At 65.9% G+C, this 21,458-nt stretch carries 22 protein-coding genes and 1 pseudogene; 13 read left to right on the forward strand and 10 right to left on the reverse strand.

Features of this window, described 5'->3' with window-relative positions; translation table 11 throughout:
- Positions 1–9: 9 nt before the first annotated feature.
- The 4 genes from CP557_RS04055 to CP557_RS04070 all read left to right on the forward strand — a co-directional run bounded on the left by CP557_RS04055 (position 10) and on the right by CP557_RS04070 (position 3,110).
- Positions 10–1,044 carry a HEAT repeat domain-containing protein gene (locus CP557_RS04055; protein ID WP_097378724.1) on the forward strand — a complete coding sequence of 345 codons (1,035 nt, stop codon included), beginning with the start codon at positions 10–12 and terminating at the stop codon, positions 1,042–1,044.
- A gap of 134 nt (positions 1,045–1,178) precedes the next feature.
- On the forward strand, positions 1,179–1,577 hold the full coding sequence (locus tag CP557_RS04060) for a secondary thiamine-phosphate synthase enzyme YjbQ (RefSeq protein WP_097378725.1): 399 nt from the start codon (positions 1,179–1,181) through the stop codon (positions 1,575–1,577).
- Between the two features lie 263 nt (positions 1,578–1,840).
- Positions 1,841–2,284 carry a response regulator gene (locus tag CP557_RS04065; protein ID WP_097378726.1) on the forward strand — a complete coding sequence of 148 codons (444 nt, stop codon included), beginning with the start codon at positions 1,841–1,843 and terminating at the stop codon, positions 2,282–2,284.
- Positions 2,285–2,375: 91 nt separating this feature from the next.
- Complete coding sequence (locus CP557_RS04070; protein WP_097378727.1) at positions 2,376–3,110, forward strand: SDR family oxidoreductase; 735 nt, start codon at positions 2,376–2,378, stop codon at positions 3,108–3,110.
- 42 nt (positions 3,111–3,152) lie between these two features.
- On the opposite strand, the gene CP557_RS04075 is transcribed toward CP557_RS04070, so the two are convergent.
- Positions 3,153–4,505, reverse strand: a complete 1,353-nt coding sequence (locus tag CP557_RS04075; protein ID WP_097378728.1) for a sodium-dependent transporter — start codon at positions 4,503–4,505, stop codon at positions 3,153–3,155.
- Between the two features lie 351 nt (positions 4,506–4,856).
- Between CP557_RS04075 and CP557_RS04080 the strand changes: the two genes are divergently transcribed.
- Both CP557_RS04080 and CP557_RS04085 read left to right on the forward strand, forming a co-directional pair.
- Positions 4,857–6,401 carry an acyl-CoA carboxylase subunit beta gene (locus CP557_RS04080; RefSeq protein ID WP_097381524.1) on the forward strand — a complete coding sequence of 515 codons (1,545 nt, stop codon included), beginning with the start codon at positions 4,857–4,859 and terminating at the stop codon, positions 6,399–6,401.
- A gap of 4 nt (positions 6,402–6,405) precedes the next feature.
- Positions 6,406–6,750, forward strand: coding sequence for a hypothetical protein (locus CP557_RS04085; RefSeq protein ID WP_097378729.1), 345 nt, complete (start codon positions 6,406–6,408; stop codon positions 6,748–6,750).
- Positions 6,751–6,961: 211 nt separating this feature from the next.
- On the opposite strand, the gene CP557_RS04090 is transcribed toward CP557_RS04085, so the two are convergent.
- Positions 6,962–8,098: an SPFH domain-containing protein gene (locus CP557_RS04090; protein WP_097378730.1), complete on the reverse strand. Its 1,137-nt coding sequence runs from the start codon at positions 8,096–8,098 to the stop codon at positions 6,962–6,964.
- A 163-nt stretch (positions 8,099–8,261) separates the two neighbouring features.
- On the opposite strand from CP557_RS04090, the gene CP557_RS04095 reads away from it, so the two are divergent.
- A complete protein-coding gene (locus tag CP557_RS04095; protein WP_097378731.1) occupies positions 8,262–10,103 on the forward strand; it encodes an acetyl-CoA carboxylase biotin carboxylase subunit in 1,842 nt (613 codons plus the stop codon).
- A 394-nt stretch (positions 10,104–10,497) separates the two neighbouring features.
- Here CP557_RS04095 and CP557_RS04100 read toward each other — a convergent pair whose 3' ends face one another.
- Positions 10,498–11,625: a TIGR04053 family radical SAM/SPASM domain-containing protein gene (locus CP557_RS04100; protein WP_097378732.1), complete on the reverse strand. Its 1,128-nt coding sequence runs from the start codon at positions 11,623–11,625 to the stop codon at positions 10,498–10,500.
- A 147-nt stretch (positions 11,626–11,772) separates the two neighbouring features.
- On the opposite strand from CP557_RS04100, the gene CP557_RS04105 reads away from it, so the two are divergent.
- Positions 11,773–12,129, forward strand: a complete 357-nt coding sequence (locus CP557_RS04105; RefSeq protein WP_097378733.1) for an Htur_1727 family rSAM-partnered candidate RiPP — start codon at positions 11,773–11,775, stop codon at positions 12,127–12,129.
- Positions 12,126–13,343 carry a TIGR04347 family pseudo-SAM/SPASM protein gene (locus tag CP557_RS04110; protein WP_097378734.1) on the forward strand — a complete coding sequence of 406 codons (1,218 nt, stop codon included), beginning with the start codon at positions 12,126–12,128 and terminating at the stop codon, positions 13,341–13,343. Before CP557_RS04105 ends, CP557_RS04110 begins: the two co-directional genes overlap by 4 nt.
- Positions 13,344–13,408: 65 nt before the next feature.
- Here CP557_RS04110 and CP557_RS23240 read toward each other — a convergent pair whose 3' ends face one another.
- The 3 genes from CP557_RS23240 to CP557_RS04120 all read right to left on the reverse strand — a co-directional run bounded on the left by CP557_RS23240 (position 13,409) and on the right by CP557_RS04120 (position 14,471).
- Entirely contained in the window at positions 13,409–13,540 is a 132-nt protein-coding gene (locus tag CP557_RS23240) for a DUF7577 domain-containing protein (protein WP_281255548.1), read from the reverse strand.
- A gap of 97 nt (positions 13,541–13,637) precedes the next feature.
- Entirely contained in the window at positions 13,638–13,943 is a 306-nt protein-coding gene (locus CP557_RS04115; protein WP_097378735.1) for a CGCGG family putative rSAM-modified RiPP protein, read from the reverse strand.
- Between the two features lie 102 nt (positions 13,944–14,045).
- Positions 14,046–14,471, reverse strand: a complete 426-nt coding sequence (locus CP557_RS04120; RefSeq protein WP_097378736.1) for a MoaD/ThiS family protein — start codon at positions 14,469–14,471, stop codon at positions 14,046–14,048.
- 93 nt (positions 14,472–14,564) lie between these two features.
- Between CP557_RS04120 and CP557_RS04125 the strand changes: the two genes are divergently transcribed.
- A complete protein-coding gene (locus tag CP557_RS04125; RefSeq protein WP_245852898.1) occupies positions 14,565–15,947 on the forward strand; it encodes a heme-copper oxidase family protein in 1,383 nt (460 codons plus the stop codon).
- 72 nt (positions 15,948–16,019) lie between these two features.
- Positions 16,020–16,166 (forward strand): annotated as a pseudogene (locus tag CP557_RS22905) (cation:proton antiporter); the annotation flags it as partial.
- 25 nt (positions 16,167–16,191) lie between these two features.
- On the opposite strand, the gene CP557_RS04135 reads toward CP557_RS22905, so the two are convergent.
- Together CP557_RS04135 and CP557_RS04140 are read right to left on the reverse strand one after the other, a co-directional pair.
- Complete coding sequence (locus tag CP557_RS04135) at positions 16,192–17,406, reverse strand: hypothetical protein (RefSeq protein WP_097378738.1); 1,215 nt, start codon at positions 17,404–17,406, stop codon at positions 16,192–16,194.
- Positions 17,407–17,409: 3 nt separating this feature from the next.
- A complete protein-coding gene (locus tag CP557_RS04140; protein ID WP_097378739.1) occupies positions 17,410–18,036 on the reverse strand; it encodes a hypothetical protein in 627 nt (208 codons plus the stop codon).
- A 248-nt stretch (positions 18,037–18,284) separates the two neighbouring features.
- Here CP557_RS04140 and CP557_RS04145 point away from each other — a divergent pair, with 248 nt between their 5' ends.
- Positions 18,285–18,566: a HalOD1 output domain-containing protein gene (locus CP557_RS04145; protein WP_097378740.1), complete on the forward strand. Its 282-nt coding sequence runs from the start codon at positions 18,285–18,287 to the stop codon at positions 18,564–18,566.
- A 472-nt stretch (positions 18,567–19,038) separates the two neighbouring features.
- Here CP557_RS04145 and CP557_RS04150 read toward each other — a convergent pair whose 3' ends face one another.
- Positions 19,039–19,791 carry a ribonuclease H-like domain-containing protein gene (locus CP557_RS04150; RefSeq protein ID WP_097378741.1) on the reverse strand — a complete coding sequence of 251 codons (753 nt, stop codon included), beginning with the start codon at positions 19,789–19,791 and terminating at the stop codon, positions 19,039–19,041.
- Positions 19,792–19,877: 86 nt separating this feature from the next.
- A complete protein-coding gene (locus CP557_RS04155; RefSeq protein WP_097378742.1) occupies positions 19,878–20,534 on the reverse strand; it encodes a DUF7504 family protein in 657 nt (218 codons plus the stop codon).
- Positions 20,535–20,672: 138 nt separating this feature from the next.
- Here CP557_RS04155 and CP557_RS04160 point away from each other — a divergent pair, with 138 nt between their 5' ends.
- Positions 20,673–21,398: a DUF7547 family protein gene (locus CP557_RS04160; RefSeq protein ID WP_097378743.1), complete on the forward strand. Its 726-nt coding sequence runs from the start codon at positions 20,673–20,675 to the stop codon at positions 21,396–21,398.
- Positions 21,399–21,458 lie beyond the last annotated feature (60 nt).

Here is a 21,458-nt window from a genome sequence, read left to right on the forward strand (position 1 = left end):
CGGGACACGATGGATGTGGATGGGGGCGGGGGCCTCGAGCAGCAGGGCGGGGGAGTAGCGGGATTCGACCTGCCGGCAGTCCTCGCACAACTCGACGATCCCGCTCCGACGGAGCAGCGAGCCGCGGTCCGTCGGATCCGAACAGCGATCGACGAACGAGGACTGGCCGGGGCGTGCGTTCCGACGGTTCCGAAACTCCGCGCGCTCCTCGAGCGCCCGGGGCTCGACTTTCACGAGGAGATCGCGGCCTGTCTCGCCGATCTGGCGGCCGAAGCGCCGACCGATGTCGCACCATCGACCGCGGCGATCGTTGCCGTTGCCGCCGACCGAACCGATCGCCCGGAGACGCGGCAACTCCTTCGGTGTCTCGCCGCCGTCGCCGCCGAGCGACCGGATGTCGTGGCCGACCATACGACGGCGATCGTCGACATACTGGAGCAACGACGCGGCTTCGATCACGGCGGACTGGAAGTGCTGGCACACGTCTCGACGGCTGACCCGGCGGCGATCCGGCCGGCGGTCCCGGTTCTCACCGATGCGCTGGCGGTGAACCCGGTCGAGAACGGGACGCCGGCGCTCCGAGCGCTCGGTCGGTTCGTGCGATCCGAGGGAGAGTTACCGTCCCGGGAGTTCGTCACGCACGCTGCCACGCTCGTCGATCACGACGAAACGGCGCTCAGACACGACGCGATCGGCTGCCTCGGCGACGTGGCCGACCACGATCCAGCCGCGGTCGAGCCGGTCTGTGGGTCCCTCGGGGCTTCGCTGTCCTGTTCGGACCCGGATACGCGGGCCATGGCCGCGATGACCCTCGCACGGGTCGCCGACGGGATCGAATCCGCACTCGAGCCGGTTCGCGACCAGCTCTGTGAGTTGCTCGCGGACGACTATCCTCACGTCCGGGTAAACGCCTGCATCGCGCTCGGGAACGGGCGCGTCGACGCGGCCGCGCCACGACTGCGGGCGCTCGCGAGCGACGATCCGGCCCCGAACGTCCGCGACCGCGCCGAATGGGCACTGACACGGACGACTGTCAGTCAGTAACGGCGCACCCACACGGCGGTTCGCGGTTGCGCGGGTACATCGTTACAGCAGACCGTATGAGCCGTCTTTCCTAACCGCGCCGATATCCGAGGAAAACCGGAACCGACTCTATCCGTGCGGTCGTCCCCTCGAGCATGTCGTTTGCAGTCACGACCGAGTCACGGCTGACGACCGTCGACGTAACCGATCGCATCGCCGCGGCCGTCCCCGACGGCCTCGAGGCGGGGATCTGTACCGCGTTCGTCCAGCATACGACGGCCGGACTCGTCGTTCAGGAAGCCGAACCGCGGCTCCGTGGCGACTTCGAGTCGTTCCTGCGGGATGTGGTTCCCGACGAGGGCCACGCCCACGACGAACTGGACGGCAACGCGGACTCGCATCTCCGCGCGTCGCTGGTCGGCCCGGACGTGACGGTTCCGGTCGCGGACGGCGAGCTGGCGCTGGGAACGTGGCAGTCGGTGCTGCTCGTCGAGTGTGACGGCCCGCGAACGCGGACGGTGTCCGTGACGACCGTCGGCGAAAATCGTCCGTAACGGTGGGTGAACACGCGCTCGCGAACCGAGGGAAATCGGTCTTCTACCCCGCGGGGGAGGAGTCGGTTGAACGTCAGCGAGTCGTCCGTTCGGTTCGGATACCGCAATACCCCGAGACGCGACCACGTTGGGGCCTCGAGACGGGGTTCTGTCCGCAGGTTCCAAACCACTTAGTAAGTAGGCTTAACCGGGTCTCCTGACTAGGTGAAGGCGAGTGTCGCATTGGATGACCCCACCACACGCTTGTCAGTCGTGAGCCCCCCATGAGCGGTCGAGGGACCGATTCGGTCGATGTGCTGCTCATCGAGAACGACGACGCGGACGTCCGGTTGATCCGGGAGGCGTTCGACGAGCTAGCCATCGAAACGTCACTCCACGTCGTGACTGACGGGAACGAAGCGCTGGCACAGTTCACTGACCACGACGGCGAGCCACCGTCGGTCCCGGACCTCGTCCTATTAGACATGGATCTGCCGGAGATGTCCGGCCTCGAGGTTCTCAAAGCGTTGACCGACGAGCCGGAACTCGAACGGCTTCCCGTGCTCGTCTTGACGCGGTCGCCGACCCGCGAGAACGTCGACGAGAGTTACGAACTCGCGGCGAACGCTTCCCTCAGAAAACCCTCCGATCCGGCGGGGTATACCGAACTGGTCGACGCGATCGCGGACTTCTGGTTCGAACGAGCCGAGTTGCCGACCGATTCGTAGGACCGGCTCCGTCGGTTCGGTTCGCTCTCCGTCGTGTGCCCGACCTCGACAGCCCCCGTCTTTGATGCGATCGGAGCGCACACCCTAGGGCATGGCAGTTCCGACTGCGTTCGATGTCGACTTCGACGGAACCGTCGCAGTGATCACCGGCGCGAGTGGCGCACTCGGCAGCGGCGCCGTCGAACGATTTCTCGAGGCGGGTGCGACGGTCTGTGCCGTCGACGTGATCGCGCCCGACGAGGAAGACAGCCTGCTCGAGCCCGATCCCGCCGCCGAATCCGATCTCGCGTTCTACGAGGCGGACCTGACCGACGAGGACGACGTGGCCGACCTGATGACGACCGTCGTCGACGACCACGGCCGGATCGACCACCTGCTGAACGTCGCCGGGACGTGGCGGGGCGGCGATCACGTCGAGGACACCGATCTCGAGGAGTTCGAGTTGCTCGTGGACGTCAACTTGAAAACGGCCTTTCTGGCGTCCAAACACGCCTTGCCACACCTCCAGGAGACGGAGGGGTCGATCGTCAGCATCAGTGCCCGGTCCTCGCTCGAGGGCGGCGCCGGCGACGGCCCCTACCGGATCACGAAGGCCGGCATCCGGCTGCTGACGGAGACGGTAGCCGAGGAGAACCGCGGGACCGTCCGCGCGAACTGCGTCATGCCGAGCGTGATCGATACGCCGATGAACCGCGAAATGATGCCCGACGCCGATCACGACTCGTGGGTCGACCCCCTCGAGATCGCGGACGTGATCGCGTTCCTCTGTAGCGATGGGGCCGCGGTGACGAGCGGTGCTGCGGTACCGGTGTACGGTGAGGCCTGATCGGACCGGGGCTGCCCGGAAAATATCGACCGGTCGTGCCCGCTAGAAGTTCGTACTCAACCACTCGGCGAAGCCACCGGTCAGGAACCCGTAGTAGTCCCACGCGTTCAGCGCGACCAGAGCGATCAGCGCGATGACGACGGGAACCCGGACGAACCAGACCCATGCCGACCCGAGGGAGCCGACGTTTTTGATGCCTTTGCTGATCTCCTCGAGCGCGAGGTCCGGAATGACCCAGCCGACGAAGATCGACAGCAAGAGGCCACCGAGCATGAGCAGGATACTGTTCGCGAAGCCGTCGTAGAGATCGATGAAAATGAGGTCGAGGGCGGCCGGCACGCCGACGAGGAAGATGGCGACGCCCAGCGCGACCGTCGCGGGGAGGCGGTCGATACCCTGCTCGTCGATCAGATAGGAGACGACGACCTCCATGATACTGATCGCGCTCGAAAGCGCGGCGATGGCGACGGTTCCGAAGAAGATCGCCCCGAGAAGTCCGCCGAAGGGTAGTTCAGCGAATGCGGCGGCGAGACTGACGAAGATCAGCGCCGGGCCGGACGCACCGGGTTCGATCCCCGCCGCAAACAGGATCGGGAACGCGATGAGACCGGCAGTGAAGGCAATGAACGTGTCCAAGCCGGCGATGATGCCGGCGTCCGATGCGAGATTTCGGTCTTCGCCGAGATACGACGCGTACGTGATCATCACGCCCATCCCGAGCGACAGGGTAAAGAACGCCTGTGCGGCGGCCGCCGGGAGGATGGTCGTCCATTCGGCGGTAATCGTGCTGAGTTCCGGTGAGAGGTAGTAGGCGTACGCGTCAGCGGCTCCATCGAGCGTGAACACGTATGCGGCGAGTCCGAGGGAGATGACGATGATCGCTGGCACCATTAGTTTGACCGAGAGTTCGATCCCGCGCTCGATGCCGAGTGCGACGATCGCGATGACTGCAGCCATGAAGACGGCGTGCAGAACGACGGCGTCGAGTCCGGATGCGACCGCGCCGAACTGGTCGGGCGCACTGTCGGCGGTGTAGTTGCCCTGTAAGCCGATGAGGACGTATCGAAGCGTCCAGCCGGCGACGACGCTGTAGTACGAGAGGATAACGAAGCCGGCCGTGACGAAAACCCAGCCGATTTTCGTCCACGCGCCGGTACCGAGCCGTTTGAGCGCACCGACGGGATTTCGCTCCGTGTTCCGGCCGACGACGAATTCGACGAGGATGACCGGGAAGCCGACCATGACGATTAGCGCGAGGTATATAAATAGAAACGCCGCGCCACCCTGTTCACCCACCTGATACGGGAACCGCCAGATGTTTCCTAATCCAACTGCACTCCCAACTGCAGCCAGGATAAAGCCTGTTCGTGTCGCCCATGATTCGCGTTGTGCCATAGTTTAACCCATTCTCAGCATGCCTTAAAACCTTACATTCGACGACTATACACGGTATGCTTCTCTTTCAGTGTCATTTGTCAGTATTCGCGCCGTATTTGTTCACGAATCGAAAGGTAGATCGCGGACTACCCGTCTACAACGGTCGCGTTCCACACGTCGGTGATACCGATTCGTTCGAACTGCGCTCTCGAGCCCACCCGAACAGAACTGCCGCCGTTCGGCCGCTTCCCCATGTGATACGACAACACCCGAACCCTCATGGGAAATAATACGAGTTACAGAACGTTTTTTATTCCGGTGGCCGTTTCCACGGCCAATGAGTCGCCACGGGAGGGTTTCCCTATGACGATGGAGGACCGCATCGACGAACTCGAGGAACTCCGCGAAGAGGCACGGAAAGGCGGCGGCGAGGCGCGAATCGAGAAGCAACACGACAAGGGGAAGATGACCGCCCGCGAGCGGATCGACTACTTCCTCGACGACGGCACCTTCACGGAGTTCGACCAGCTCCGGACCCACCAGACGAGCCAGTTCGGGATGGAGGAGAAGAAGGTCCCCGGCGACGGCGTCGTCACCGGCTACGGCGAGGTCAACGGGCGGACCACCTTCGTCTTCGCCCACGACTTCACGGTCTTTGGGGGGTCGCTCGGCGAGGTCTTCGCCGAGAAGGTCTGCAAGGTCATGGACATGGCGATGGAGGTGGGCGCGCCCGTCATCGGGCTCAACGACTCCGCTGGAGCCCGGATTCAGGAGGGCGTCAAGAGCCTCGCGGGCTACACCGAAATCTTCCGCCGGAATCAGGAAGCCAGCGGCGTCGTCCCCCAGATTTCGGCGACGATGGGGCCGTGTGCCGGCGGTGCCGTCTACTCCCCGGCGATCACCGACTTCATCTTCATGGTCAAAGACACCAGCCACATGTACATCACCGGCCCCGGCGTCACCAAGACCGTCACCGGTGAGGAGGTCACCCACGAGGAACTCGGCGGCGCGATGACCCACGCCAACAAGACCGGCGTCGCTCAGTTCGCTTGCGAGAGCGAGGAGCAGGCACTCGACGACATCAAACGGCTCCTCTCCTATCTCCCCCAGAACAACGTCGAGGATCCACCGCGCGTCGAGCCCTGGGACGACCCCGACCGGCGCGACGACGCGCTCACGGACATCGTCCCGCCGAGCCCGCAGAAGCCCTACGACATGACCGACGTCATCGATAGCGTCGTCGACGAGGGATCCTTCTTCGAGGTCGCGGACAACTTCGCCCAGAACATCGTCGTCGGCTTCGGCCGCCTCGACGGCCGCTCGGTCGGGCTCGTCGCCAACCAGCCCCGCGTCAACGCCGGCACGCTGACCGTCGACGCCTCCATGAAGGCCTCGCGGTTCGTCCGCTTCTGTGATTCCTTTAACATCCCGATCGTCACCTTCGTCGACGTCCCCGGCTACATGCCCGGTACCGACCAGGAACACCGCGGGATCATCCGTCACGGCGCGAAACTGCTCTACGCCTACGCCGAGGCGACCGTTCCCCTGCTGACGGTCATCACGCGGAAGGCCTACGGCGGCGCCTACTGCGTCATGGCGTCGAAGAACCTCGGCGCGGACGTCAACTACGCCTGGCCGACCGCCGAAATCGCCGTCATGGGCCCACAGGGCGCGGTCAACATCCTCTACCGCGAGGAACTTCAGGAGGCCGACAACCCCGACGAACTCCGCGACGAACTCATCGACGAGTACCGCGAGGAGTTCGCCAATCCCTACACCGCGACGGACAAGGGCTTCCTCGACGACGTCATCGTCCCCACCGAAACCCGGCCACGGCTGATCGCCGACCTCGAGATGCTCGAAACCAAGCGCGAACAGAACCCGGACAAGAAACACGGCAACATCCCGCTGTAGTCAGATGCCATCACAACAGACCTCCGCGGACGGTACGACGGCGTCGACGGACGAGGCCGAGACCGCGTCGCCCGGACTCGAGGCGGCGCTGCCCGGGGACGTCGACCTCGATATGCCGGACGACGCGGACGACGAGGAGGCCGCAGCGATCGTTGCCGCTATCGGCGCTCACCTCCACGATCACGCGCTCGCGGCCGCCGCAGCGGCGGCCGAGGGTGAGGTGACGTGGGACGACGAGCGCTGGTCGTTCGCCGGTCGGGTTCGCGCACAGCAACACCGGACCGTCCGGGTTCCGCGTGGTGCCCCGACCGACCCGTGGTCGGCCGCAGGACGGACGAAACAGTTCTGACGACGGGCGCGGACGACGTGTTCGCTCCGTCGAGAATTTTACAGACGACGGCTCGCAGTCCACGGCAGGCGACTCGAGCGAGAGCGCCCAGTCCACACAGGAGTTCGCGGCCGTCCGATCGACCGAACGGATATCGCTCGAGGAGGGCCGCGAGACGGTCGAAAACCGGGTACCTGCGAGCACGGTAGACTGACCGTCGGTTCGGGGCTCGCTACTCTGCGTCGGGTTCGTCGTCGGTCTCCGACATCGTGATCGGGTTCTCCGCTTCCATTCCCACGTCCTGCCCTTCCTTGATCGCGCGAGCCTGCTCTTCCATCGCTTCGACGTCCATCTCGGCCTGCTCGTCGATTTCGCCGATGATGTCGGCGATGTCGTCTAATCCGATCAGTTCGCGGGTCTCGTCGTCGAACTCGAGGCTGTCGAGCTCCGCCCCGTTGCCTTTCACGTCGCTGCCCGAGAGGTGCTTGCCGTAGCGACCGACCAGCGAGGTGAGTTCCTGGGGCATGACGAACGTCGTCGATTCGCCCTGGCCGATCTCGGCGAGCGTCTCCATCCCCTTGTCGATGACGGCGCGTTCGCCCATCGATTCGGCCGAACGGGCACGCAGGACGGTCGAAATCGCGTCACCCTGGGACTCGAGGATCTGGCTTTGCTTTTCACCCTGGGCGCGGATGATGTTCGACTGCTTGTCACCCTCGGCCTTCTCGACGGCGCTGCGGCGTTCACCCTGTGCCTCGAGGATCATCGCGCGGCGGCGGCGCTCGGCGGAGGTCTGTTCCTCCATCGCACCCTTGACGCCCTGGGAGGGCGTGACCTCGCGGACCTCGACCGATTCGACGCGAATCCCCCACTCGTCGGTGGGTTCGTCGAGTTCGGTGCGGATTCGTTCGTTGATCATCTCACGTCGGCTCAGCGTATCGTCGAGTTCCATGTCGCCGATCACGGCACGCAGGGTCGTCTGTGCCAGATTCGAGACGGCGCGCTGGTAGTCGTCGACCTCGAGGAACGCGCGCTTGGCGTTCATCACGCGAATGTAAACGACGGCGTCGGCCGTCACCGGCGAGTTGTCGCGCGTGATCGCTTCCTGCCGGGGGACGTCCAGCGTCTGCGTTCGCATGTCGAACGTGTATATCCGTGAGACGAACGGCGGGACGATGTTCAACCCCGGCTCGAGCAGTTTGCGGTACTCCCCGAAGACCGTCAGCGCCGCTCTGTCGTAGGCGTCGACGATCTCGACCATCTGCCAGACCGTGATCACGACGAGCAGGAGTCCGACGAGCCCGACGATCAAGAGGGGATCCTCGAGCACGGATTGGGCCTGCAGCGGGCTGCGTATGAACTCGTACATCGTGTGTATGAGGTTCTCAGATCGGATAACGCTTGCCCATAACTACCATGGAGGGCGTTCCGTTCGGTTCGTGGGAGGATGTTCGTCAACGGTCGAGAGCTGTCGCGTTGTCGAACCCGTTGCGAAAAAGTAAGGTGGGGGCCTACCGACGTTTTCCACAGGAATGTTCAGGAAGGTTCTTGTGGCAAACCGCGGGGAGATCGCCGTCCGCGTCATGCGGGCGTGTGAAGAGTTGAATATCGGGACCGTCGCCGTCTACTCCGAGGCCGACAAGGACTCGGGCCACGTCCGCTACGCCGACGAGGCGTACAACGTGGGGCCCGCTCGTGCGGCCGACTCCTACCTCGATCACGAAGCGGTCATCGAGGCTGCCCGCAAGGCCGATGCCGACGCCATCCACCCCGGCTACGGTTTCCTCGCCGAGAACGCCGAGTTCGCGGGTAAAGTCGAGGCGGCCGAGGGAATTACCTGGATCGGTCCGTCCAGTTCGGCGATGGAATCGCTCGGCGAGAAGACCAAAGCCCGGACGATCATGAGCGAGGCGGATGTCCCGATCGTTCCCGGGACGACGGACCCCGTTACCGACCCCGAAGCGGTCAAAACGTTCGGTGAGGAACACGGCTACCCGATCGCCATCAAGGCCGAAGGTGGCGGTGGCGGCCGGGGCATGAAGGTCGTCTGGGACGAAAGCGAGGTCGAAGACCAACTCGAGAGCGCCAAACGCGAGGGAGAGGCCTACTTCGACAACGATTCGGTCTACCTCGAGCGCTACCTCGAGCAACCGCGTCACATCGAGGTCCAGATCGTCGCCGACGAACACGGTAACGTCCGCCACCTCGGTGAGCGTGACTGTTCGCTCCAACGGCGCCACCAGAAGGTCATCGAGGAAGGGCCCTCCGCAGCCCTGACCGACGAACTCCGCGAGAAGATCGGCGAGGCCGCCCGCCGCGGGGTCGCCGCCGCCGACTACACCAACGCCGGCACCGTCGAGTTCCTCGTCGAGGAAGACCCCGGCCGCGAGGGCCCGCTGGGCCCCGACACGAACTTCTTCTTCCTCGAGGTCAACACGCGGATTCAGGTCGAGCACACGGTCACCGAGGAGATTACCGGTATCGATATCGTCAAACGCCAGATCAAGGTCGCTGCCGGCGAGGAGATCGACTTCGAGCAAGACGACGTCGACATCGACGGCCACGCGATGGAGTTCCGGATCAACGCCGAGAACGCGGCCAACGACTTCGCGCCCGCAACCGGCGGTACCCTCGAGACCTACGACCCGCCGGGCGGGGTCGGGGTCCGCATGGACGACGCGCTCCGGCAGGGCGACGAACTCGTCACGGACTACGACTCGATGATCGCAAAGCTCGTCGTCTGGGGCGAGGACCGCGACGAGTGTATCGAGCGCTCGCTGCGCGCGCTCCGCGAGTACGACATCGCGGGCATCCCGACGATCATCCCGTTCCACCGGCTGATGCTGACCGACGAGGAGTTCGTCCAGAGCACGCATACGACGAAGTACTTGGACGAGGAGTTAGACGAGAGTCGAATCGAGGAAGCCCAAGAGCAGTGGGGCGGCGACACCGGTGACGGCGGTGCGGGCGACGACGACGAGGCCGTCGAACGCGAGTTCACCGTCGAGGTCAACGGCAAGCGCTTCGAGGTCGAACTCGAGGAACACGGCGCGCCCGCGATTCCGGCCGGCGACGTCGACGCCGGGGGCGCGACGGCCAGCCGTCCGGAGCCGGCAGGCGGTTCGAACGAGGACGGCGGGGGCGCGGAACTCGAGGGTGACGGCGAGACCGTCGACGCCGAAATGCAGGGGACGATCCTCGACATCGAAGTCGAGGAAGGAGACGAGGTCGCCGCCGGCGACGTGCTGGTCGTCCTCGAGGCGATGAAGATGGAAAACGACATCGTCGCCTCCCGGGGCGGCACCGTCACGCAGATTGCCATCGAGGAAGGCGACAGCGTCGACATGGGCGACGTGCTGGTCGTCCTCGAGTAACGCGAGCGTACGGCTCGGCTTCGTTGCGAACGGATTCGGGGGAATCCCGAAGTCGATCGTCTCCCATCGATCGATCGCACGCGCCGCCGATCCGAGACCCTGTGACCGATCGTCAGGACACGACGGCTGCTCCCCGGCATGGTATGCGTCGACCATCCACCCATACCTGCTCCGGTGGTGCGTGCACTCGACCGCGAACGATTCCGATGTACCGGTTCCGCCGAGCTATCGTCGACGGCGTCGAGCCTGTGCGATCGACGGGGTCGTCCCCAGTGATAGTCGTGGATCTGCCAGCCAGGTTCGGACGCCGTCACCCCGTTTCTCTCCGCATGAACCCGCGAGCGATCCGCTCGTCCGGACTCGAGTCGGTCCCGGATGGAGTCACAGTCGGCAGTCAGTCACCGCTCGAGACGCCACGCGTCTCGCCGTCGGCGTCGTCCCAGGGCAGCGGTCCGTCGTAGCCCTCGGGAACGAACGGACAGAGCGGGTCGCTCGCCAGCGGGTCGCCGGTGTGGGCGAACGCGCGCGAGCGACTGCCGCCACAGACGTTGCGGTAGGGACAGGCGCCACACTTGCCCGAAAGCCGATCGCGGTCGCGTAGCGACTGGAACAGCGACGAGTCGCGGTAGAGATCCGTGACGGGCCGATCGCGGACGTTACCGGCCGACTCCGGGAGGAACCCCGACGGGAACACCTCTCCCGTGTGACTGACGAACGCGAAGCCGTCGCCCGCGACGATTCCGGTCCGGCGTTTGACGCCGGGATCCGGTTCGTCCCCGGCCCGCTCGGCCCGCTCGGCCCGTCGTTGCATTGATACGCGCCGATACTGCGGGGCCTCGGTCGTCTTGACGCCGAAGGGCTCCGTCTCGCTGACCTCGGCCAACCACTCCATCACCGCGTCGGCCCGCTCGGGATCGACCGGCTCGAGAACCCGACCCCGACCGACGGGGACGAGGAAGAAGACGCTCCACATCACGGCCCCGATCTCGGTCAGCAGGTCGCGGATCGCGGGGAGTTCCTCGACCGTTTGCCGACAGACCGTCGTGTTGACCTGGACCGGGAGACCGGCCGCTCGAGCGTCCTCGACGGCGCGGATCGTCTCCTCGAAACTCCCGTCCTCGCCGCGGAACGCGTCGTGAGACGCCGGCGAGGCGCCGTCGAGACTGACGGCCATCCGTTTGAGCCCCGCGTCGGCCATCGACTCGATGCGGTCGGCGGTCAGCGACCCCGTTCCGCTGGGCGTGATCGTCATCCGCAGGCCGAGGTCGTCGCCGTAGGTGATCAGTTCCTCGACGTCGTCCCGGACGAGCGGGTCGCCACCCGAGAGGACGACCAGTTGGCCGTCGCCGAACTCGGCGGCTCCCTCGAGCAGGGCTTTCCCCTCCGCCGTCGAGAGTTCGTCGGGGTGGCGCTGGGGCTTGGCGTCGGCCCGACAGTGATCGCAGGCGAGTCCGCAAGCCTGGGTGAGTTCCCAGATGAGGACGAACGGTCGCTTGGACGTGTCGAGAGTTCCGGGGGGCATAGGGGAGGCTGGGGTTCGGAGGGCCGAAAACGCCCTCACTGTTCCCGCCGGACGGGAAGACGGGAAGATGTTCGACCGCCGGGCGGGGTATTCCCGCTCGCTGGGAGATCGCACAACTACCTTCGGTATCGTCTCGTAGGTGTCGGTATGGTCGAGAAAGCACGTCGGTCAGCAGTCGAGAGCGACGAGCGAGGGAACCCGACCCGGCAGTGGGAAGTCTTCATCCGCAACGAGGAGGGTGACCCGATGCGCCACGTCGGAAGCGTCGCCGCCGCGAGCGCAACGGCGGCACACGAACACGCGTCGCGGCTGTTTGGCTGGTACGCCGCCGACGTCTGGCTCTGCCCGGCCGACGCAGTCGAGCGGTACTCGACGCGCGGTCTCGCGGAGACGGCCGAAGAGCGGCCGGACGAACGTGCTGGCGACGACGATAGCGACGGAGAGGACGAGGAACCCCGCGTCTACAAGGAGACCGCCGGTGCCTCGGAGGTGAACAGTCTGTGATCTCGATCAGCAAACTCCTCTGTGACCTCGACGCCGAGGGCGATGGCCTGCGCTACGACGCGGCCGAGGGGTCCGAAAAACCACAGATTACCGAGGAGAAACAGCAGCGGCCGGTCGTCGTCTGGAACACGACCCGCCGGTGTAACCTCTACTGTTCGCACTGCTATGCCGGCGCCGAGACCGAACCCGCGACCGGCGAGTTCACGACCGCCGAAGCCAAGTCGTTTCTCGATCAACTCGCCGACTACGGCGCGCCCGTCGTCCTCTTTTCGGGGGGCGAACCGCTCGTCCGCGACGATCTGGTCGAACTCGTCTCCTACGCGGCCGACCGTGGACTCCGCCCGGTGCTGTCCTCGAACGGCACCCTGCTCACTCCCGAGAAGGCCGCGGCGTTGCGGGACGCCGGACTCCAGTACGCCGGCATCTCCGTCGACGGCCTCCCCGAGCGGAACGACCGTTTTCGGGGCGAAGACGGCGCGTTCGACGCCGCCGTCCGCGGCATCGAGAACTGCCTCGAGGCCGGGCTCAAAACCGGCCTGCGCTACACGATCACCGAGGCCAACGCGCCCGACCTCGAGGGGGTCGTCGACCTGCTCGTCGACAAGGGGCTCGATCGGTTCTGTTTCTACCACCTCGATTACGGCGGTCGGGGAGCCGAGATCGTCGACGCCGACCTCTCGCCCCACGCAAAACGCGAGGCGATCGAGCAGGTCGCCGATCTCACGCTCGAGTACCACTCGCAGGGAGAGGAGATCGAGACCCTGCTCGTGGGCAATTACGCCGACGCCGCGTTCCTCGTCGAGTACGCCCGGGAGAACTTCGGCGAGGAGAAGGCGCAAGCGGTCTATACCCATCTCGAGCGAAACGGTGGCGACCCGACGGGCGAGCGGGTCGCCGACGTCGACTACCAGGGGAACGTCCACCTCACGCAGTTCTGGCAGGGATACAGCCTCGGCAACGTCCGCGACCGGCCCTTCGGCGAGATCTGGGAGGACGAGTCGAACCCGTTGCTCGAGGCGTTGCGAAACCGCGAGGAGCACCTGAAAGGGAAGTGCGGGGAGTGTCAGTACCAGTCGATCTGTCGCGGTGCCTCGCGGCTGCGTGCGCTGGCGTCGACGGGCGACCTCTTCGAGCCCGATCCGCAGTGTTACCTCGACGAGGCCGAGGTGTACGGCGAGGGAGGCGGGTCGGTCGTCGGCGGTGCCGCGGACTGACTCGGAGCCGCTGGCGACTCTCGAGCGGACGACTCCGGGGCGTCGGGTCTCGACTCGTCGACCCCTCAGCGGCGGGAATCGGGTCTCGCGGGAAGTTGGCCGAGACAGTGGCGGCAGTAGGTGTAGCTGTGCTCGTTCTCCGTGCCACACACGCGGCAGGTGACTGGATCGTCGAACGGCTGCGTTCGAGCGGTCATCGTCGGTGCTAACGACCCGGGTCACATAGCCCTCAGCCTGACGATCGCAAGGAAGCGGGTGCTGCCGGTCGATTCGCTCGGGGCGCGGTCGCCGCGCTCACTCCTCGCCGACGTGGACGCGAGTCACGTGCCCGCCACAGCCACATCGATCGACGTACTCGAGGCGAATCCCGTCGAAGGCGGCCTCGAGTTCGTCCCAGAGATACGTCTCGGGATGGCCGTGCTCGCCGTGGGTGACGAGGTTGACGTGGTAGCCGGCGACCGTCTCCGCGACCGCGTCTTTCGACTGCTCGACGATCAGGTCCCGATCCATCGCGTGTTCGGGCCCCTCGAGGTTCGCCGACCACGATGCGTCGTGCTCGCTGCGCGTGGCGGGTTCGCCGCTGGCGGCGTCGTGACTCATACTCGGTCCTCGGCCTCGGACGGGCCTAAGGCCTGATACGAATATGTTCGCTCTACTGGCCGTCGCCGCTCCCGCCAGTCGCCGCCGATGGCCGAGGCAGCCTCAACAACAGAACATGAACGGGTAGATCAGCGCGACACGGTCGTCGTCCGTGAGCTCCGTCTCGAATCCGCCGAGGTGTTCGTTGAAGCGGCCGTTGACACAGACTCGAGCGTAGGGTCGGGTCTGGTCGCCTTCCGGATTCTTGCGCCAGGTGCCGGGCAGGTCGTCGGGCACCGGTGCCCAGCCGCTGTGGGTCGCGTCGGCTTCGGTTTCGGCGATGAGCATGTCCTCAAGGTCGTACTCCTCGAAGAAGGCCTCGAGGAAGTCCCGGAGGCGGGTGCCCTCGAAGGTGAACTCGAGTTCGTGACTGCCGACGGCGGTGCGGACGTGGCCGGTACACCGGACGGTAACGGTCGTCGCGTCGAGTCCTCGCTCGCCCGTTGTGGCTGCTCGTCGGTCGGCGGTCGCGGCTTGATCGGTTCCCATGGGTCGATCGGTGGTACGGGACGAGCGTGCAAACACTCCGTTCCGAACGTGTTCGGGAAGAACGGGAGGGCCGTCCGGGCCAAACCTCGAACCATGAACGGAATACCTGGCGGGTTACGGACCGACCAGCAGCCGCCGATGGTGATCCCGTTGCGGCACTTCCTCCTCGCGCTGGGATTTCTCGCCGTCGGAATCGGTGGCGGGACCGTGATGGCCGTAACGACGCTCCCCGGACGCCCGGGGCTGGCACACCTCCACGTGTTGCTCGTGGGCTGGATTGCGGTGACGATCATGGGTGCGATGACCCAGTTCGTCCCCGTCTGGTCGGGCGTGACGATATACTCGCGACGGGTGGCAGTCGCACAACTGTGGCTCGTCACCGTCGGACTGGCCGGCTTCGGGGCAGCGTTACTCGCCGGCGCGCTCGAGTGGCTCCCGGTCGGCGCTACGCTCATGCTCACCGGGATCTGGCTCTTCGTCTACAACGTCGGACGAACCCTCGCACGCGCACGCCCGTTCGGCTTCACGGAGCGACACTTCGCGCTCGCGCTCGCGTGTTTCGCCCTCGTCGCACCGTTCGGGCTCCTGCTGGCGATCGACTTCACGACGCCGGTGTTCGAGTCGCTGCCGGTGTCCCGGTTCGACCTCCACCTCGCTCACGCGACGCTCGCGCTGTTCGGTGCCGTGTTCGCGACGGTCGTCGGGGCGCTCTTCCAGCTCGGGAAGATGTTCACCCAGGCGGAGCCCGACCGGCACAGCGACCGGTTGCTCGCCCTCGAGCAACTCTGTTTCCCCGCCGGGCTCGTCGCGCTCGCACTCGGCCGAGGCCTGACCGTCGAGCCGCTGGCGCGGGCCGGCGGGATCGCCTTCCTCCTCGGACTCGCGGCGTTCGCGGTCGTGATCGGGCGGCTACTGGCCGGGGCGACCGTCGAACGGTCCCCCATGCTCGTTCGCTACTGGGTCGTCGTCGCGGCGCTGGTCACGTGGGTCGTCCTCGCCGCACCGACGTGGTGGGCCGACCCGCTCACGTACGAATCGCTGTTCGGCCATCCCGACGCACAGGCGCTGTTGTTGCTCGGCGTGTTCGGCTTCGTCGTCATCGGCTCGCTCTACCACATCGTCCCCTTTATCATCTGGATCGAGCGCTACAGCGATCGGCTCGGGTTCGAACAGGTCCCGATGATCGACGACCTCTACGACGACCGGCTCGAGCGGGCGGATTTCTGGGCGACGCTCGCCGGGTTCGCCGGCCTCTCGGTGGCACCGCTGATCGGGGCTCCCGCCGCCGTGGTCACCGCGAGTCACGTCCTCGCGACGGTCGGGATCGCGCTGTTCATCGCGAACACCCTGCTGACGATCCACCGCCACGGGCCCGACGGGATCGGCGGCGTACTCGTGAGCGCACTCGAGTCGAGCGAGGAGACGCCCCCTGCGGGTAGTGGAGAGCCAGACGTCGACGTCTCGCCCGAGCAGTAACCGCGGGCTCGAGCCTGTCTCTCACCTGCTTATCGGGGGAGGCGTCACCGCTGGTCGTAGCGCTGGGAGTCGATCGGCTCGTTCTGCTACCTCGCACACGGACGCAACGAGGCCGCGTTCCCCGACGCGGACGTGCTCTGGGCCATCGTCGGAGCGGTCGTCCTCGTCTCCCTCGTCGTCCACGGGATCACCGCGACGCCGGCCGTCCGCTGGCTCGACACGGGCGGAGTCATAGCCCGCGTCGTCATCTCGCACGCTCGAGAAAGATCGTCCAGAGGACGCCGGCATAGAGGGTCGCACCGAGCACCGAGAGCCACCGTCCCGTCCCGACGAGGGGTGGAACTGCACTGAGCGATCCGACGACGGCGGATCCCAGGCCGGCGACGAGCGCGACGACCGACGCCCTCGCAGTTCGGTCTCCGATACCGGGGACGGAGGCGACGGCAGGTGGATAGAAGTGGTAGGTGACGCCGACGATCGTCAGCGCGAGGAAGCCACCGACGGCCAGCCGGTAGTGGGCGTCGAACGCAGTCGCGGGAACGCTCGAGGCGGGCAGGAACGCGAACGTCAGGCCGAGCGCCGCGACCAGGAGCCCGGAGGCCGCCCCGGCGAGTATCGCCCAGCCGCCGACGCGTCGGCGATCGGTTTGCCGATGGAATCCGACGACGGCGACCCCGAAGCCGACGAGCGCGGTCGCCTGGAGCCCGGCACCGACGCGAAACAGCGATCCGCTACGGAAGTCGACCGCGAGCAGTGCGGGACCGACGATTCCGGCACCGACGACGAGGGAAACCAGCAGGGGGTTCACCGAGGCGACCAACAGCCGCGGTAACAGCCGAAACCCGATCGCGAACACGAGCAGTGCGGCCGTTCCGGCCGCGAACACGTGGGTCACCGCCGGCCCGGTCGTCGGAAGTCCCGGCGGCTCGAGGCCGAGTTCGCCCGCAATCGACAGCGACGCGCCGACGAGCAGGTACGCGAACACGACGGGAAGGGCGGCGTTCGCGATTCGATCGACTCGTTTGCGGTGGGTCTCGGTCGCGCCCGTGCCGGTTTCTCGCCCCGCCGGATTATCCCGGACGGTCCAACCGAGGACGGCGACGAAGACGAGGCAGCCGACGAGCCAACTCGTCGCACTCGCGGCCCCGAGTATCGGCGGTCCGAGTCCCACACCGGCCGCGAACGCACCGATCGTTCCGACCAGTGCAAACGGAAGGTGGACCGCCGGTGCGCGCGGAACGGCCAGTTCACGCGCGAAGTACGACGGGACGAGCGTGTACGCCTTCCCGAAGACGACGTGGAGGACGAACCCGAACACGCCGAGGGGAACGGTCGCCGCTCGCGACAGGCCCGTCGCGACGGCGACCTGCCACGCGAGGAAGAAGCCGACGCCGACCGCGACGAACGCGCGCGACCAGCGCGTGACGGTTGCGGTCGCGTTTCCGGGCCCAGTCGCCATCGATCAGAACGGGGAGTGCACGGTCGTTTCGTCGCCCTCCTGCCCGGCAGCCCCCGGCCCGCTGCCGGCCGGCTCGCTCGGTACCTCGCCGGACTCGCGGTACTGGCTCTCGAGTCGCTCGAGCGTCTCGTTGAGGTGCTCGGACTGGTGGTGGGTCGACCGAACGCGGACGCGGACGAGTTCGTACTCGTGGCGATCGCTCAGGCCGTTCCACGCCCGAAACGATCCCTTGACGAGCGCGTCGGCCTGCGGACAGAACTCCGTCGTCGGACTGAACTCCGCCCGGAGCACGGTCGGATCGTCGGCGTCGACCGCATACCGGTATCCCGCGTCGGGATGGCGACGATCGAGATTGAGCCGCGCCAGGTTGTAGCCGAACGTCGCGTCGTAGACGCCCCGTTCCTCGAACAGCTCCTGGGTAACCTCGTGGAAGGCGACGTGATCGTCACCCTCGAGGACGTCGTGCCCCTCGAGGAACGACCCTGGCTCCGGGATGTGTGCGGGTTCGAACGCCGTCAACTGGTCGAAGCCACCCTCGCCGTCGCCCGCCGCCGTCGAACGTCCGCCCGAAAACGGATTCATTGTACGTCGAGCAACGGCCCGGATTCCCCAGTAGCTCGTCCCGAACATGTGCCCCCATTCGTCAATCGGCCCCCGATTACCGCGAATTCCCGTTCGCTTCGGACACAACCGCTCGTTTCGCCTCGACTGTCTATCCTTGAACAGTTTTTGATTTCGTGAATGAAATAAGATCATAGAAAAATCTATGTAAAATAAATACTCTGATGTATATATTTGGTGTCCAATGCTCATAAGTGGCGTCCAAGCTCGGATTGGGGCCAGAGGATTTATACTGGATCAAAGAAAGAGTCCGGCCAATGCTACTCTCAGCCGATCGGTCGGAATCAGCAGATGGGCAGTCTATCAGCTTCAACGTAATCGCTGCGATCGCCGAACAGGAAGGCGTCGATCCCGTCGATCTCGAGCCGCCGGAATACGATGCCCTCTACGAGAGCATCAACCCCGAAGCACTCGACTCGCTCTTCGAGACTCGAGCGAACGGTCACCAGCGACCGACTGGTCGCGTCGAGTTCCCGTTCTGTGGCTACGATGTCGTCGTCACGAGCGACGGGGAGGTCGATGTCTCCGGTCCCGAGTAAGACGCCTGCCGTCGGTCGATTCGCGTTCGCCACGCCGCGGGAGCCGATCGAACCCCGTCCGTTTCCGGACCGGCGAGCAACGGGGCGGCCCGTACCGTCGCCGCGTTCCCCGTCGGCGCGGCTCTCGTACTCGGTCTCGATCGACGAAATATCGCGGCCATCCTCGGCGCATCAGTGTCGTTGAACGGCAGTGAACGCCCGCTCGCGGACCGGCGGCAACACCGAGGCCGGCCAGCAGCGACAGTGCGGCCATCGTTTCAACGACCACCAGCGGCCTCCAGCACCTGCTTGAGGGCGGTCGCGTCGATTGCGTCGTCGACGTCCCGCAGCTCGCTGTCGCGAAGCCGACCGTCGACGATCTCGCGGCCGTCGTCGTCCGCGGACGGGTGCGGACAGCAGTCTCGGTCGATGACCGAGACGCAGCGAACTCTCGGGCCGGTCGGGGCGCTCTGAACGACCGGTCCCGGGCCGCTCAGTCGCCCCTCGTGGCCGCTTCGAACACGTTCTCGTGGAGTCGGTCCGCGACGATCTCCATCAACGGTTCCATGTTGCGCGTGTCCGCCCGATTGTACTCGACGAGCGTCTCGAGGGAGCGCTCGTCCCCGCGTTCGTACTCGTGCCAGAGACGTACCGCGTCCCGCCCGCTGATGTCTGGCATGTCGCGGTCGATACCGAGGTCTTTCTCGATCGCTTTTAGGCCCCCGTCGAGCCCCAGTTTCTTGCAGGGGTACATGAGGTCGACGTGTGGGAGATCGACGTCGACGTCGAAACACGTCTCCAGGAAGGGGACGTCGAAGCGCTGGCCGTTGAACGTGACGAGCAGCGCCGACTCGGCGAGTTCGCGCTCGAGGCGCGCCGCCGTGAGATCGCGCCCCTTGACGAAGGTCTTCGTTTCGCCGGTACGATGCAGGCTTACGGTCGTCACGTCGTTCGACGCGGCGTCGAGTCCGGTCGTCTCGATGTCCAGAAAGCACGTTTCGTCGCTGACGTTCTCGTAACACCGCCAGCGGCTCGAGGCGGGTAACGCGTCCGCGAAAACGGAGACGTCGCCGCGCTCGAGATGGGTCCAGCCCTCGTCGATGAAGTCCTCGATACGGTCGGCCAGCGTCGACCCGACGACGCTGCCGTCGAACTCGTCCCAGTGCGTAATGCCGTTCTCCCACAGGCGTCGTTCGGTGGTTTCCCCAACGCCGCGGACGGGAATGAAACTGTTCTCGATTCGCACACCAGTGCAGGGGAACGGGGTGAGTAAAAACGCTTGGATCGGCCGTCATCGACTCGGTTTCCGCGATCCGATCGGCCCTGAACGTGTTAGAGTTCGATCCAGTCGGTGGTCGTATCCGCGTCCCGGAGGTGCCACCGCTGTTCGTCGGTCCCGTTCCGGGACCGAACCGTGACGACGGCATCGAACATCGGCTCGAGGAGATTGACGGCGTCGTGATCGGCCGCGAGCGGCAGGTGATAGTGGCCCATTCCACACGCCCGTGTGACGCGGGCCGTCATCACGTGGAGCAGACGAAACACCGTCTCGGCATCGTACGCTCGGAGCAGGGGAACCATCGAGTCGACACAGACGCGAAGCTCCGACGGCTCGAGGCCGTCGGCGGCATCGGCGAACTCGTCGATCGTCTCGATGATTTCGATTCCGAGCGTTCCCAGCGGTGGCTGCCCGCTCTCCGTTCGGGTGTTCGCTCCCGCCTCGAGTACTGCGCTCGAATCGATCGTGTGTGTCCGCTCGCCCGCGGCAGTTTCGGTCCGTTCGCAGGCGACGTGGTCGTCCGCGCTCGTGACGAACAGGCGGTACCGAGAATCGCGTTTCGCTGCCCCGAGCAGTTGTTGACAGGCCGTCTCGTGTGTACCCGCCGCCGCGCCAACGAGCAAAACGTTGCTCCCCTCCCGCTTGAGTGCGTCCAGCGTTCGCGCGAACGTCGCGCGATCGGACACGACTCCCCCTTGCTCGTCTTCCATTCGTGTCATCGGTCAGCCGGAATCAGTATAAAAATTGTGGCTACAATCAGATCCGAAAAGATGTCTCCGATCGGGACGGTTCCCTCGCGTCGTCCACCCGATCGTCCGGTTTTTCACACCAGCGATCGTAGGGTGGATATGGCCGATCAGGACGACGAACTCGTCGACGCCGTTCGCGAGCTGGCACGGACGATCGACGCCCTCCGGACGGAACTCGAGGGATCGCGCCCGCGCCGCAGGCCGCCGCTCCGACCGCCAACTCCCCGTGAACTGCTTCGATTTACCGACGACGTCGCGCTGCCGGCCACACTGGCCGTCCTCGAGACGAGCGTCCGCGCGCTCGAGGCGTTCCAGCGGAGCCTGAAACTCCTCCGAACCGAGCGAGAGGCCCGTGACCGAACGACGGCAGCCGCCGAGACGACCAGCGAGCGCGCGACCGAACTCCGCCGAACGACGCTCTCCCAGCTCGACACCGTCCTCGCAGAGCTCCAGCGGGCCGCGTCGGGGGACGGACTGCCGGCCAACGAACAGGCGCGTGACCTCCTCGAGGAGGCGCGTGAACTCCGCGACGACGTGGACACCCGCCTTCGGAACGCCGCTGACCGCGAACGGGAGGCGACGGATCAAGACCGAACGACATCCGAGAGGAGCGTCACGATCGATATCGAAGAGGGGCTGCCGATGGACTCGGGGACGGACGATGACGACGCCGATCCGGCCGTCGACGTCGACGCCGAACTCGAGACGCTTCGGGATCGGTACGCCGACGCGGACGACGACGGCCCGCACGAGGACGAGGGCGACGAATCAGTGACGGACGATGGCGGAGCGGATGACGGCGGAAGCGATCCTGACGAGAGTTGAAGCCACGACGGTAACGACTATCGAAGTTGTCGAACGGTAGTGGCACCCGCCCGCGAACCG

It is taken from the genome of Natrinema ejinorense, assembly GCF_002494345.1.
GTDB classification, from domain to species: Archaea; Halobacteriota; Halobacteria; order Halobacteriales; family Natrialbaceae; genus Natrinema; species Natrinema longum.

What these genes read in the sequence shown, in the direction of transcription:
- CP557_RS04155 (WP_097378742.1), bottom strand. Translation starts at nt 20,534, where the DNA reads ATGGAAGACGAGCAAGGGGGAGTCGTGTCCGATCGCGCGACGTTCGCG.
- CP557_RS04105 (WP_097378733.1), top strand. Translation starts at nt 11,773, where the DNA reads ATGGTCGAGAAAGCACGTCGGTCAGCAGTCGAGAGCGACGAGCGAGGG.
- CP557_RS04065 (WP_097378726.1), top strand. Translation starts at nt 1,841, where the DNA reads ATGAGCGGTCGAGGGACCGATTCGGTCGATGTGCTGCTCATCGAGAAC.
- CP557_RS04075 (WP_097378728.1), bottom strand. Translation starts at nt 4,505, where the DNA reads ATGGCACAACGCGAATCATGGGCGACACGAACAGGCTTTATCCTGGCT.
- CP557_RS04100 (WP_097378732.1), bottom strand. Translation starts at nt 11,625, where the DNA reads ATGCCCCCCGGAACTCTCGACACGTCCAAGCGACCGTTCGTCCTCATC.
- CP557_RS04080 (WP_097381524.1), top strand. Translation starts at nt 4,857, where the DNA reads ATGGAGGACCGCATCGACGAACTCGAGGAACTCCGCGAAGAGGCACGG.
- CP557_RS04090 (WP_097378730.1), bottom strand. Translation starts at nt 8,098, where the DNA reads ATGTACGAGTTCATACGCAGCCCGCTGCAGGCCCAATCCGTGCTCGAG.
- CP557_RS04140 (WP_097378739.1), bottom strand. Translation starts at nt 18,036, where the DNA reads ATGTTCGGGACGAGCTACTGGGGAATCCGGGCCGTTGCTCGACGTACA.
- CP557_RS04070 (WP_097378727.1), top strand. Translation starts at nt 2,376, where the DNA reads ATGGCAGTTCCGACTGCGTTCGATGTCGACTTCGACGGAACCGTCGCA.
- CP557_RS04145 (WP_097378740.1), top strand. Translation starts at nt 18,285, where the DNA reads ATGCTACTCTCAGCCGATCGGTCGGAATCAGCAGATGGGCAGTCTATC.
- CP557_RS23240 (WP_281255548.1), bottom strand. Translation starts at nt 13,540, where the DNA reads ATGACCGCTCGAACGCAGCCGTTCGACGATCCAGTCACCTGCCGCGTG.
- CP557_RS04055 (WP_097378724.1), top strand. Translation starts at nt 10, where the DNA reads ATGGATGTGGATGGGGGCGGGGGCCTCGAGCAGCAGGGCGGGGGAGTA.
- CP557_RS04115 (WP_097378735.1), bottom strand. Translation starts at nt 13,943, where the DNA reads ATGAGTCACGACGCCGCCAGCGGCGAACCCGCCACGCGCAGCGAGCAC.
- CP557_RS04095 (WP_097378731.1), top strand. Translation starts at nt 8,262, where the DNA reads ATGTTCAGGAAGGTTCTTGTGGCAAACCGCGGGGAGATCGCCGTCCGC.
- CP557_RS04125 (WP_245852898.1), top strand. Translation starts at nt 14,565, where the DNA reads ATGAACGGAATACCTGGCGGGTTACGGACCGACCAGCAGCCGCCGATG.
- CP557_RS04120 (WP_097378736.1), bottom strand. Translation starts at nt 14,471, where the DNA reads ATGGGAACCGATCAAGCCGCGACCGCCGACCGACGAGCAGCCACAACG.
- CP557_RS04135 (WP_097378738.1), bottom strand. Translation starts at nt 17,406, where the DNA reads ATGGCGACTGGGCCCGGAAACGCGACCGCAACCGTCACGCGCTGGTCG.
- CP557_RS04160 (WP_097378743.1), top strand. Translation starts at nt 20,673, where the DNA reads ATGGCCGATCAGGACGACGAACTCGTCGACGCCGTTCGCGAGCTGGCA.
- CP557_RS04085 (WP_097378729.1), top strand. Translation starts at nt 6,406, where the DNA reads ATGCCATCACAACAGACCTCCGCGGACGGTACGACGGCGTCGACGGAC.
- CP557_RS04060 (WP_097378725.1), top strand. Translation starts at nt 1,179, where the DNA reads ATGTCGTTTGCAGTCACGACCGAGTCACGGCTGACGACCGTCGACGTA.